Raw genomic sequence first — 12,831 nt, forward strand, 5'->3', positions numbered from 1 at the left:
AAGATTAACCATGGGTGACAAAATGCCTGACTCCTCGCAACTTCTTATTGGCGCAGATCTCGAAGGCCAACCCATTGCCCAGGCCATGCGCCTGGCTAATCGCCATGGCCTGATCGCCGGCGCCACCGGCACGGGCAAGACCGTGACTTTGCAACGGCTGGCGGAGGCGTTCAGTGATGCTGGCGTCGCGGTGTTCGCCGCCGATATCAAGGGTGACCTGTGTGGCCTGGGCGCCGCAGGCAATCCCCAGGGCAAGGTGGCCGAGCGTATCGCCGGCATGCCTTTCCTTAATTACGCGCCTAAGGCGTATCCGGTAACACTGTGGGATATCCACGGTCAGTCCGGTCATCCGCTTCGTACAACCTTGAGTGAAATGGGCCCGTTGCTGCTGGGCAGCCTATTGGAGCTGACCGACAGCCAGCAGTCGACGTTGTATGCCGCCTTTAAGGTGGCGGATCGCGAGGGCTTGCTGCTGCTGGACCTCAAGGACCTCAAGGCCCTGCTCAATCACCTCAAGTTCAACCCAGAACTGCTGGGTGATGACGCGGCCTTGATGACGACCGGCTCCAGCCAGGCTTTGCTGCGTCGCCTGGCCGTGCTGGAACAGCAGGGCGCAGAAGCCCTGTTCGGCGAGCCGGCGTTGCAATTGGAAGACATTCTGCAGCCGGCCAGCGACGGGCGTGGACGCATTCATCTGCTGGATGCCAGCCGTCTGGTACACGAGTCGCCAAAAGTCTATGCGACCTTCCTGTTGTGGTTACTGGCCGAGTTGTTCGAGCAATTGCCGGAGCGCGGCGATGCCGACAAGCCGCTGCTGGCGCTGTTTTTCGACGAGGCGCATTTGCTGTTCGCCGATACGCCCAAGGCGTTGCAGGACCGTCTGGAGCAAGTGGTGCGGCTGATTCGCTCCAAAGGCGTGGGGGTGTATTTTGTCACCCAGTCGCCAGGCGATCTGCCGGACAACGTGCTGGCGCAACTGGGTCTACGGATCCAGCATGGCCTGCGCGCGTTCACTACCAAGGAACAAAAATCCCTGCGGGCGGTGGCTGATGGCTTCCGGCCTAACCCGGCGTTCGAGGCCCTGGCGGTGTTGACCGAGCTGGGTACGGGTGAGGCGCTGGTGGGGACGCTGCAGGAAAAAGGTACGCCTGAGGTGGTCCAGCGGGTGCTGGTAGCACCGCCGCAATCGCGGATCGGGCCGTTGACCGAAGCCGAGCGTGCGGCCTTGATTGCCAGCTCATCGCTGTTGGGACGCTACGACAAGCCGGTTGATCGTGAGTCGGCCTATGAAGTGCTGATGGCGCGTAAAGAGTTGGGACCGGAGGCGGGTGCTGCACCTGTCGCAGAAGAGCCGAGCTTCACCGACAAGGCCGGGGCGTTTCTGGGAACTACAGCGGGCAAGGCCTTGAAGTCGGCGATGCAGCAGGCGGCGAATCAGATGGGTCGCCAGTTGGTGCGCGGGTTGCTGGGCTCGTTGCTTGGCGGTAGCAAGCGTAAGTAGCCAGCAAGGTCTATGCAATCCAGCTGTGGGAGCGGTTTTCAGGTTTTGGGCTTGGCATGCGCGGCCAACCGCTCCAGCGCCGCGCGCAACTTCGGATCGGTAATCCCGTCCGCCGTGGCCTGGATCGTCTCGGCGGCATTCACCGACAAATCCATGGTATGCCCCACCGCGCCTTGCTGTACGGTCGGTGGCTGGACCTTGAACTGGATGCGTAGCAGGCTGGCAAACACATCAAATGCCTGTAGTTGGCGCTGCAAGCGTTTTTGCTGGTAGCGCAGGCGGGTTGCCCAATGCCCGTCGGTGACGATCAGCAGCAGCGTCCCTTCCCGCCACGACGCCACATGGCAGTGCTCGCGGGCCGCAGGTTGCAATTGGCTTTCCAGCAGGCGTTGCAGATGACCCAGGCGTTGCGCATGGCCAAAGATGGCTTTTAAAGGCTTGGCTTCGCGCAGCAGCACGGCGGGAGCTCGGGCCGTAAGAGGGCGAAATGCCATGATCTAGACACCTTAGGTAACAGAGCCGCCATGGTAGCAGAAAGCGTGTGCGGCACCGTGGTCATTGCTTTGTTGGCAGTTTATCCATTAAATCAATAAGTAACTTCTCGCTCGAATGGGTTGAAGTTCAGCAAAAAGCCCTTATTTTAGACAAGCCCTCCTGGAACGCTGTGTCTGCATCGTGGAACAACGCCACTTTCCTCACCCTCGTTTCCGGGTAGAATGCTCGTTCGCATGCGGCCGTGAGGGCTGCTCGGGCGACTTACGGGGCGCCCCTTCATCCCTAATGTGTGGAAGAACCTGCCGATATGTTTGCGCCTTTGTTAAAGAAACTTTTTGGAAGCAAGAATGAGCGCGAAGTCAAACGCATGCTCAAGACGGTGCAGCTGGTCAATGCCTTCGAAGAGCAGATGGTTGCTCTGTCGGATGAGCAATTGCGCGCCAAGACCGAAGAGTTCAAGGCCCGCATAGCCAAAGGTGAATCCCTCGACAAATTGCTGCCCGAAGCCTTTGCGGTCGCCCGCGAAGCCGGTAAGCGTGTCATGGGCATGCGTCACTTCGACGTGCAGTTGATCGGCGGCATGACCTTGCATGAAGGCATGATTGCCGAAATGCGTACCGGTGAAGGCAAGACCCTGGTGGCAACCCTGGGCGTTTACCTCAACGCACTGTCCGGCAAGGGCGTGCACGTTGTGACGGTGAACGATTACCTGGCCCGCCGGGACGCCAACTGGATGCGCCCGCTGTATGAATTCCTCGGCCTGACTGTCGGCGTCGTGACGCCGTTCCAGCCGCCGGAAGAGAAACGTGCCGCCTACGCTTGCGACATCACCTACGGCACCAACAACGAATTCGGTTTCGACTACCTGCGCGACAACATGGCGTTCAGCATGGAAGAAAAATTCCAGCGCGAACTCAACTTTGCCGTGATCGACGAAGTCGACTCCATCCTGATCGACGAAGCCCGTACCCCGCTGATCATCTCTGGTCAGGCCGAGGACAGCTCGCGCCTGTACACCGAGATCAACAAGCTGATCCCGCGCCTTGAGCAACATATCGAGGAAGTGGAAGGCGTGGTGACCAAAGAAGGTCATTACTCCATCGACGAGAAGACCCGCCAGGTCGAGCTCAACGAAGCCGGTCACCAGTTCGTCGAAGAGATGTTGACCCAGATCGGCCTGCTGGCCGAAGGCGAAAGCCTGTACTCGGCACACAACCTGGGCCTGTTGACCCACGTGTATGCCGGTCTGCGCGCCCACAAGCTGTTCCATCGCAACGTCGAATACATCGTCCAGGACGGCCAGGTCGTGCTGGTCGACGAACACACCGGCCGTACCATGCCCGGTCGTCGTTTGTCCGAAGGCCTGCACCAGGCCATCGAAGCCAAGGAAGTGCTCAACATCCAGGCCGAGAGCCAGACGTTGGCCTCGACCACCTTCCAGAACTACTTCCGCCTGTACAACAAGCTGTCCGGCATGACCGGTACCGCTGACACCGAAGCGTTCGAGTTCCATCAGATCTACGGTCTGTCGGTGATGGTTATCCCGCCGAACAAGCCGCTGGCGCGTAAAGACTTCAACGACCTGGTGTTTCTGACCGCCGAGGAGAAGTACGCTGCAATCGTTGCCGACATCAAGGAGTGCATGACCCACGGCCGTCCGGTCCTGGTGGGTACTGCAACCATCGAAACTTCCGAGCACATGTCCAACCTGCTCAACAAGGAAGGCATCGAGCACAAGGTCCTCAACGCCAAGTTCCACGAAAAGGAAGCCGAGATCATTGCCCAGGCTGGTCGCCCAGGCGCACTGACCATCGCTACCAACATGGCCGGTCGTGGTACAGACATTCTGTTGGGCGGCAACTGGGAAGTGGAAGTGGCTTCCCTGGACAATCCGACACCTGAGCAGATCGCCCAGATCAAGGCTGACTGGCAGAAGCGCCACCAGGCCGTGCTGGAATCCGGTGGCTTGCAGGTGATCGCGTCCGAGCGTCACGAATCGCGCCGTATCGACAACCAGTTGCGTGGTCGTGCCGGTCGCCAGGGTGATGCCGGTTCCAGCCGTTTCTACCTGTCCCTGGAAGACAGCCTGATGCGTATCTTCGCCTCTGACCGGGTGAAGAACTTCATGAAGGCTCTGGGCATGCAGTCCGGTGAGGCGATCGAGCACCGCATGGTGACCAACGCCATCGAAAAGGCCCAGCGCAAGGTCGAAGGCCGCAACTTCGACATTCGTAAGCAACTGCTGGAGTTCGATGACGTCAACAACGAACAGCGTAAAGTGATCTATCACATGCGTAACACGTTGCTGGCCGCCGACAACATTGGCGAAACCATTGCCGACTTCCGCCAGGACGTGCTCAACGCCACCGTCAGCGCGCATATCCCGCCACAATCCCTGCCTGAACAGTGGGATGTTGCTGGCCTGGAAGCTGCGCTGAAGAGTGATTTCGGGGTCGATCTGCCGGTCCAGCAATGGCTCGACGAAGACGACCACCTGTACGAAGAAACCCTGCGCGAAAAACTGATGGCCGAACTGCTGGCCGCGTACAACGAGAAAGAAGAGCAAGCCAGTGCCGAAGCGCTGCGCACCTTCGAGAAACAAATCGTCTTGCGCGTGCTGGATGACCTGTGGAAAGACCACCTGTCGACCATGGACCACCTGCGCCACGGTATCCACCTGCGTGGCTACGCCCAGAAGAATCCGAAGCAGGAGTACAAGCGCGAGTCGTTCACGTTGTTCTCCGAGTTGCTGGATTCGATCAAGCGCGATTCGATTCGTGTGCTGTCTCACGTTCAGGTGCGTCGCGAAGACCCGATTGAAGAAGAAGCCCGCCTGCGCCAGGAAGCCGAAGCCCTGGCGGCGCGCATGCAGTTCCAGCATGACGAAGCACCGGGCCTTGAGTCGCCGGAAGTGCTGGGTGAAGAGGTCGATGTGGCCCTGGCCCAGGCTCCCGTGCGCAACGAGCAGAAGCTGGGCCGCAACGAGCCATGCTGGTGCGGTTCGGGCAAGAAGTTCAAACACTGCCATGGCGAAATCAACTAAGATTTTTGCCTGACGCTGCAATACCCCGCGCCGCGACCGGCATCAGCCGTCGCGGCGTTTTGCCATTTATTCACCGTCGACGACGACGGTGCAGACATCACATCGTTAAGGAGCGCATTCATGGCTGTTGGTCTTGGTCCTTTGCCCACGTTGCACCCGGTTGCCGGTTTTGAACTCGGTATCGCTTCGGCCGGCATCAAGCGCCCCGGGCGCAAGGATGTGGTGGTGATGCGTTGTGCCGAAGGCTCGACCATCGCAGGCGTGTTCACCCTGAATGCGTTTTGCGCAGCCCCTGTGATCCTCGCCAAGCAACGTGTCGAAGGCCCGGTGCGCTACCTGCTGACCAACACCGGCAATGCCAACGCCGGTACCGGCGAACCTGGCCTGGCCGCTGCCGCGCGCACTTGCGCCAAGCTGGCGGAGTTGACCGGGGTGGACGCCAGCCAGGTGCTGCCGTATTCCACCGGGGTGATCGGCGAGCCGTTGCCCGTGGAAAAAATCGAAGGTGCCCTGCAAGCGGCGCTGGACGACTTGTCCGTGGATAACTGGGCGGCCGCGGCCACCGGGATCATGACCACCGACACCTTGCCCAAGGGCGCCAGCCGCCAGTTCGAACATGACGGCGTGACCGTCACCGTGACCGGTATCAGCAAAGGCGCGGGCATGATCCGCCCGAACATGGCAACCATGCTTGGCTACATCGCCACCGACGCCAAAGTCTCCCGCGATGTGCTGCAAAACCTGATGCTCGATGGCGCCAACAAGTCATTCAACCGCATCACCATCGACGGCGATACTTCGACCAATGACTGCTGCATGTTGATTGCCACCGGTAAAGCCAACCTGCCGGAAATCACCTCCTCCAACGGCCCGCTGTTCGCGGCGTTGAAGCAGGCGGTGTTTGAAGTGTGCATGGAAGTGGCCCAGGCCATCGTGCGTGACGGCGAAGGTGCGACCAAGTTCGTCACCGTGCAAGTCAATGGCGGCGGTAATCACCAGGAATGCCTGGATGTCGGCTACACCGTGGCCCACTCGCCACTGATCAAGACCGCGCTGTTTGCGTCCGACCCGAACTGGGGCCGCATCCTCGCAGCGGTGGGTCGCGCCGGCGTGCCGAACCTGGACGTGAGCAAGATCGACGTGTTCCTCGGTGATGTGTGCATCGCCAGCCGTGGTGCGCGCGCCGAGACCTACACCGAAGCCCAAGGCTCGGCGGTGATGCAGCAGGAGGAAATCACCATCCGTATCGAACTGGGGCGCGGTGAGTGCAGCGAAACCATCTGGACCACCGACCTGTCCCACGAATACGTGAAGATCAACGCCGAATACCGTACTTGATACCTGTCCGGGGCATTGGCAATGCCCCGCCAGGCGTAGGCTTAGAGGACGTAATACCGTGAAACGAGTTCATGTAGCAGCCGCAGTCATTCGCGGTACCGATGGCCGGATTTTGCTGGCGCGTCGCGCAGACACCCAGCACCAGGGCGGCCTCTGGGAGTTTCCTGGCGGCAAGGTGGAGGCCGATGAATCGGTTGTCACGGCACTGGGCCGAGAGCTGCAGGAAGAGCTGGGCATCCAGGTCACCACGGCCCGCCCGTTGATCAAGGTGCAACATGATTACCCGGACAAGCAGGTGTTGCTGGATGTCTGGGAGGTCTCGGGGTTTACCGGCGAGCCCCATGGCGCCGAAGGCCAGCCCCTTGAATGGGTGGCACCACGGGACTTGCTCAACTACGAATTTCCGGCAGCCAATGTGCCTATTGTTGCCGCAGCCCGTTTGCCCGCCGACTACCTGATCACCCCTGGTGAACTGGAAACCCCGGTGTTGTTGCGCGGTATCCAGAAGGCCATTGCCGGTGGCATCAAGTTGGTCCAACTGCGTGCGCCCAACGGTTACGACCCCAAGTATCGTGACCTGGCGGTGGATGCCGTGGGTTTGTGTGCCGGCAAGGCGCAACTGATGATCAAGGGGCCGTTTGAGTGGTTGGGCGACTTTCCTTCTGCCGGCTGGCACATGACGTCGGCGCAACTGCGCAAGTACGCCAGCAAAGGCCGGCCGTTGCCCAAGGATCGTTGGTTGGCTGCGTCTTGCCACAACGCCGAGGAGTTGGCATTGGCAGAGCTGATGGACGTGGACTTTGTCACCCTGTCACCGGTGCAGCCGACCCAGACACACCCTGATGCCGAGCCGTTGGGTTGGGAGCAGGCGGCGCAGTTGATCAGTGGGTTCAGCAAGCCTGTGTATCTGCTGGGTGGGGTTGGGCCTGCCGAGCGGGAGAAGGCCTGGCAGAACGGGGCGCAAGGTGTTGCGGGAATTCGGGCGTTCTGGCCTGAGGTTTGAGTTGCCAGTGATGGCCTCATCGCGAGCAAGCCCGCTCCCACATTTTGATCTGTGACCACATTCAAATGTAGGAGCGGGCTTGCCCGCGATGAGGCCCTGTCAGGCAATACAAATCCCAGCAGAATCTCAGTGCGGCTTCGCCGCTGCCTGCCACAAAATCTCGGCAACGCCCTGGCGCCTGGCAATCACCCTGGCCGCCACAAACAGCAAGTCCGACAGCCGATTGATATAGGCCAGCCCCACCCCCTCCAACGGCTCCAGCGCATTCAATTGCTGGCACCGCCGCTCGGCGCTGCGGGCCAGGCTGCGGCATACATGGGCCTGGGCAATCAGCGCTGAACCGCCGGGCAGGATGAAGTTCTCCAGCGGCCCGACTTCTTCATTCCAGCGATCAATCGCCGCTTCCAGCCGATCCACCTCGCCCGCATTCAGCGCCTTGTAGACCGGCATCGCCAGCTCTCCGCCCAGGTCAAACAGTCGATGCTGGCACGGAGTCAGGACCTCAATCACATCCTTGAGCGCTGGATGTTGCCCGCTCTGTTCTTCAAGGCCGGCCAACAGCAAGCCCAGTTGGCTGTTGAGGCTGTCCACTTCGCCGATCGCTTCCACCCGAGGATGATCCTTGGGCACGCGGCGCCCGTCGCCCAGGCCGGTTTCACCCTTGTCGCCGGTACGGGTATAAATTTTCGACAGGCGAAAGCCCATGGTCAGTGCTCCAGTTGAGTCAGTTCGTGGGGGGCAAGCTGGCTGCCAGCCAGCGGCAGGCGCAAGGTGAAACAGGTGCCTTGGCCCAGGGTGGAGTGAACCTCCATCTGGCCCTTGTGATTGTTGGTGATGATGAAATATGAGACCGACAAACCCAACCCTGTGCCCTGGCCGATTTCCTTGGTGGTGAAGAAGGGCTCGAAGGTGCGTTTGCGCACGTTCTCGCTCATGCCGATGCCATTGTCCTCCACCTGGATCTCGGCCCAGGGCGGGTTGAGCCGGGTGCGCAGGGTGATGCGTCCAGGCTCGCTGTCGTCTTCGCGCAGGTGGATGGCCTGGGCGGCGTTTTTCAGCAGGTTGAGCAACACCTGTTCCAGCTCGTTGGCGGTGCCCGGCACCGGGCCCAGCAGCGGGTCGAACTGGCGAATGATCGCCTGGCCCTTGAAGTCGAAGCCGATGGCCAGGTCGAAATCGTTACCGGCGATCTCCACGGCCTGGTCGATCAGGGCTGGCAGGTCGCAAGGCGCCATCTGGCGGTTGCTACGGCGGCTGAAGCTAAGCATATGGGTGACGATTTTCGCCGCGCGGGCGCCGGCTTGCTGGATGCCGTCGAGCAGTTGCGGGACTTCGCGGCTTTGCAGGTAGCGGTTGACCGTATCCAGTTCGACACCCAGTTGTTCGGCGTGCTCCAGGTTTTTCGGCAAATCCGGCGACAATCGCCGACGAATGTTCTGCACGTTGTGCAGGATCGCTCCCAGCGGGTTGTTGATTTCGTGAGCCATGCCGGCGGCCAGTCCGCCAACAGAGAGCATTTTCTCCGACTGCACCATCATTTCTTCAAGTGACAGGCGCTGGGTAATGTCGTCGATACGGATCACCACCCCGCGCCCGGCGCCGCCCATCAGCGGGTAAAAGGTCAGGGCGTAGTGCTTGGGTTCGTCGTCCTTGATCCAGGTGACGCGCTCGATGCGTTCTACCGTGTGCTGCTCCACCGTGGCCTTGAGCTGGGGCAGGTAGGGCTTGAGGGGTTCGAAGGCGAGGAAGATCGGCTGGTTCAGGGCTTCACCCAGGCGCGTACCGGACAGGGCGCTGGCTTCCTGGTTCCATTGCGTGACGTAGAGCTGCTCGTCCAGTGCGATCAGGGCGGAGGGCATGGAGTCGATGATACTGTTGAGATAGTTCTGGAAACCGGTGAGTTTTTTCTCGATCTTGCTGCGCACCTGGACTTCCAGTTCCAGCTTGCGGTTGGTATGCCGCGTCTCTTCGGCCAGGCCCTGGGCCTGATCATAGGCGGCCTGGGAGTCATCCCGCGCGCGCTTGAGTTGCTGCTCCCGGGCTTCAATGCGCGACAGCATGGTATTGAACGCTTCAGCCAGGCTGCCGATTTCGTCATGGTTGCCGCGACCGGCCCGCAGGGCGTAGTTCTCTTCGCGAGTCACTTGGCGCGACAATTCTTCCAGCTCATGGATGGGCCGGGTAATCAGGCGCTTGATCTGCCGGGCGATGATCATCCACAGCAATACGCTGAAAATCAGGATGCCCAGGCTGGCAGTCAGGGTGCCCGTATAAAAGGCGACTGGCAGCTCGCTGCTGGCCACCAGCAGCAAATGCCCCGAGGGCAGGCCGGGGCGGGGCAGGGTGATGACTTGATTGCTGCGAAACTCAGTAACGCGCCAGGCTTCGATATCGCGATAGTGCGCTGGCAGTTGCAGGCGATCGCCTTGTTGCAACTGCGCCAGGCGACTGCCTTCACCGTCATACAGGGCCGCCGCCCGCAGTGGCGAATAGCTGGTCAGCTCATTGAGCAGGGCATCGGCCTTGGCGGGAGAGTCCAGGGCTTGCGCGGCGAGTGCCGGGTTGGAGACCAGTCGGCCAATCGCCTGCAAGGCTTGCGGGGCCATGCTTTCCTGGGAGATCCAGTAGGCGGCGCTGATAAAGGTCAGGTTGGCCACCAGTAGCACGGTGGTCAGCAGTACCAGCAGGGCCGCCAGCAGTTTCTGCCCTACGGGGAGATTTTCGAGACGCTGGCGCAGTGGCATCAGGTTGTTCGCAGGCAAGGATCAAGTTGGCAGGGTAGCGCGTGCCTCAGTCGCTGGGCAATCCGCGTGCGTCCAGGTAGCCGGCCAGGCGCACATGCAGTTGTTGCAGGTGCGGCAGGCTCAGGCGATGGCGCAAGGCCGCCTGGCAGGCATGGCCGAGCAGATAGCTGATCTCGGTCCGTCGGCCGTTGGCCACATCCTGGTACATCGACGAGAAGTTGGCCGCCGTCGCCTGGATCACCCGCTCCACTTCAGCCTGTAGATCCTGCGCCGCTGCGGGCTGGCCGCAGCACTCCAGCAGCTCGGCGAGCTCGGCACACAAGGTCGCTACCTCGCATTGATGCTCCTGCAGCCCACCATTACGGCATTGATAGAGCACGGTCAGTGGGTTGATCGCACAGTTGAGTGCCAGTTTTCGCCAGAGGCGGGTGAGGATGTCGGTGCTCCACTGGTGGGGAATGCCCGCAGCGTCTAAATCGTCTAGCCACAGCGGCGCAGTGGGGTGGCTGGCGTCACCCAGCCAGGTAAAACCGTGACCGGCGAATACCACGCGCCAATCGCTTTCGCGAAATGCGCCCTCGGTGCTGGAGGCAAAGATGCAGCGTGCCTGGGGTAATTGCGTGGCGACCGCATCCTGGCTGCCCAGGCCGTTCTGCAGCAGGATCACCTCGGCGTTGGGTGTCAGGCGTCGGGCCAGCTGTGCGACGGCGTCAGGCGCGTCGTAGGCCTTACACGCGACCAGCAGGCGATCAATGGGCTCGGGGCTGTCGGAGGTTTGTGCCATGACCGGATACGTGCGGGCCAGGCCCTGCTCGACCAGGGTCAGCCCCGGCGATGCCTGATAGCGGGCCAAGCGCTCCTTGTCACGCAGGATCAGTTGCACCGGCAGGCCTGCACGCGCCAGGCGTGTGGCCCACAAGGTGCCAAGACTGCCAGCACCGAGGACATGCCAAGTGGTGGACATCAATTTTGCTCCATAAGCCGTTGGGTGAGCCGTTATAATGCCCGGGAATTTTACCCGCAAGCCGGGTGCGCTCCATCTTTACTGAGCCGTGCCCCTTTTTACTGGAGAAACTACATGCCGTCGTTCGACGTGGTATCTGAACTGGACAAGCACGAAGTCACCAACGCCGTCGAGAACGCCGTCAAGGAGCTGGACCGTCGTTATGACTTGAAAGGCAAGGGCAGCTTCGAGTTCAAGGAAAAAGAGCTGACGGTCAACCTGACCGCTGAAGCCGATTTCCAGTTGGAAGCGATGATCGAGATCCTCAAGCTGGCCCTGGTCAAGCGCAAGATCGATGCGCAGTGCCTTGAAGTCAAGGATGCCTACGCTTCGGGCAAGTTGATGAAGCAGGAAGCCGTGCTCAAGGAAGGCATCGACAAAGAGCTGGCGAAGAAAATCGTCGCTCACGTCAAGGACGCCAAGCTCAAGGTCCAGGCGGCGATCCAGGGCGAGCAGGTGCGTATCACCGGCAAGAAGCGCGACGACTTGCAGGACGCGATTGCCGCCCTGCGCGCCAAGACCTTCGATATGCCGCTGCAGTTCAATAACTTCCGCGATTGACCCGGTTTTGGGGAACCCGTGGGGCTTTTCGACGTCCCAGGCCCCAGAACTTGCAGAAACGATTGAGCCCTCCGGGGCTCAATTGCTGTGGCGACCTTTATAGGCAGTGGTAAACAGGAGAATCTAGATGGACTTGAATGCTGAAATGGATCAATTGATCAAGGCTTCCCAAGCCTGGGTCCCGATGATCATGGAATACGGCAGCCGGGTATTGCTGGCGGTGCTGACCCTGGCCATAGGCTGGTGGCTGATCAACAAACTGACCCACAAGGTAGGGCGCCTGCTGGCCCTGCGCAATGCCGACCTGGCGTTGCAGGGCTTTGTGACCAGCCTTGCGAACATCGTGCTCAAGGTGATGCTGATCGTCAGCGTGGCCTCGATGATCGGTGTCGAAACCACCTCGTTTGTCGCGGCGATTGGTGCTGCAACCCTGGCCATTGGCCTGGCGTTGCAAGGCAGCCTGGCCAACTTTGCCGGTGGCGTGCTGATCCTGCTGTTCCGTCCGTTCCGTATCGGTGACTGGATCGAAGCCCAGGGGACCTCGGGGACTGTCGACAGCATCCAGATCTTCCACACGGTGATCCGTACCGGTGACAACAAGACGGTCATCGTGCCTAACGGCATCTTGTCCAACGGCATTATTACCAACACCAACCGCCAGCCGACCCGCAAGGTGGTGTTTGACGTGGGTGTGGATTATGAAGCCGACCTGCAAAAAGCCCGTGAAGTGTTGTTGGAGCTGGCCAAGGACCCACGGGTTTTGGCGGACCCAGAGCCTGTCGCAGTGATTTCGACCTTGGGTGACAGTTCGATCACGGTTTCCCTGCGTGTATGGACCAAGACTGCGGATTATTGGGACGTGCTGTTCATGTTCAATGAACTGGCGCGGGATCGGTTGAAGGCGGCCGGGATTGATATTCCATTCCCGCAGCGCGTTATTCGCGTGATGCAGGAAGCGCCTGCCAAGTAATAACGAGGTAAGGATCGAACTTGGCTTAATGGTCAAGTTTTATCAAGCCATTGAACTCGATAGCTAGCTTGCTAGTTATCGGATTTGCAGTAATAAAAGCGTAATAAAAAAGCCGCGCACTGGTTAACAGTGAGCGGCTTTTTCATATAAGGGCCGAAGCCCTAGATCATCGT

10 protein-coding genes are annotated in these 12,831 nt (G+C 60.4%); 6 read left to right on the top strand and 4 right to left on the bottom strand.

Annotated features, from left to right (window positions below):
* Window positions 1–22 precede the first annotated feature (22 nt).
* Complete coding sequence (locus BFQ03_RS21675; RefSeq protein ID WP_032862622.1) at window positions 23–1,501, top strand: helicase HerA-like domain-containing protein; 1,479 nt, start codon at window positions 23–25, stop codon at window positions 1,499–1,501.
* A gap of 38 nt (window positions 1,502–1,539) precedes the next feature.
* Here the strand turns inward: BFQ03_RS21675 and BFQ03_RS21680 are convergent, their stop codons facing one another.
* Complete coding sequence (locus BFQ03_RS21680) at window positions 1,540–1,995, bottom strand: DUF721 domain-containing protein (protein WP_032862475.1); 456 nt, start codon at window positions 1,993–1,995, stop codon at window positions 1,540–1,542.
* Window positions 1,996–2,303: 308 nt separating this feature from the next.
* Here BFQ03_RS21680 and secA point away from each other — a divergent pair, with 308 nt between their 5' ends.
* From secA to BFQ03_RS21695, 3 genes are all read left to right on the top strand, one after another.
* Window positions 2,304–5,039 (top strand): preprotein translocase subunit SecA, encoded by a 2,736-nt coding sequence (secA, locus tag BFQ03_RS21685; RefSeq protein ID WP_032862476.1) that lies wholly within the window; start codon window positions 2,304–2,306, stop codon window positions 5,037–5,039.
* A 120-nt stretch (window positions 5,040–5,159) separates the two neighbouring features.
* Window positions 5,160–6,377 (top strand): bifunctional glutamate N-acetyltransferase/amino-acid acetyltransferase ArgJ, encoded by a 1,218-nt coding sequence (argJ, locus tag BFQ03_RS21690; protein WP_032862477.1) that lies wholly within the window; start codon window positions 5,160–5,162, stop codon window positions 6,375–6,377.
* 58 nt (window positions 6,378–6,435) lie between these two features.
* Window positions 6,436–7,380, top strand: a complete 945-nt coding sequence (locus tag BFQ03_RS21695; protein ID WP_065944003.1) for a Nudix family hydrolase — start codon at window positions 6,436–6,438, stop codon at window positions 7,378–7,380.
* A gap of 126 nt (window positions 7,381–7,506) precedes the next feature.
* On the opposite strand, the gene BFQ03_RS21700 is transcribed toward BFQ03_RS21695, so the two are convergent.
* The 3 genes from BFQ03_RS21700 to BFQ03_RS21710 are packed head-to-tail and all read right to left on the bottom strand — an operon-like array spanning window position 7,507 to window position 11,088.
* Window positions 7,507–8,085, bottom strand: coding sequence for a cob(I)yrinic acid a,c-diamide adenosyltransferase (locus tag BFQ03_RS21700; protein ID WP_032862480.1), 579 nt, complete (start codon window positions 8,083–8,085; stop codon window positions 7,507–7,509).
* A gap of 2 nt (window positions 8,086–8,087) precedes the next feature.
* Window positions 8,088–10,124, bottom strand: coding sequence for a sensor histidine kinase (locus BFQ03_RS21705; RefSeq protein WP_065944047.1), 2,037 nt, complete (start codon window positions 10,122–10,124; stop codon window positions 8,088–8,090).
* A 46-nt stretch (window positions 10,125–10,170) separates the two neighbouring features.
* Window positions 10,171–11,088 carry a putative 2-dehydropantoate 2-reductase gene (locus tag BFQ03_RS21710; protein ID WP_032862481.1) on the bottom strand — a complete coding sequence of 306 codons (918 nt, stop codon included), beginning with the start codon at window positions 11,086–11,088 and terminating at the stop codon, window positions 10,171–10,173.
* A 114-nt stretch (window positions 11,089–11,202) separates the two neighbouring features.
* On the opposite strand from BFQ03_RS21710, the gene BFQ03_RS21715 reads away from it, so the two are divergent.
* On the top strand, window positions 11,203–11,688 hold the full coding sequence (locus BFQ03_RS21715) for a YajQ family cyclic di-GMP-binding protein (RefSeq protein ID WP_065944004.1): 486 nt from the start codon (window positions 11,203–11,205) through the stop codon (window positions 11,686–11,688).
* A gap of 127 nt (window positions 11,689–11,815) precedes the next feature.
* Entirely contained in the window at window positions 11,816–12,658 is an 843-nt protein-coding gene (locus BFQ03_RS21720; protein ID WP_032862483.1) for a mechanosensitive ion channel family protein, read from the top strand.
* The last annotated feature ends 173 nt before the right edge of the window (window positions 12,659–12,831 follow it).

It is taken from the genome of Pseudomonas sp. 25 R 14, assembly GCF_900004755.1.
In the GTDB taxonomy this organism is placed as follows: domain Bacteria; phylum Pseudomonadota; class Gammaproteobacteria; order Pseudomonadales; family Pseudomonadaceae; genus Aquipseudomonas; species Aquipseudomonas brenneri.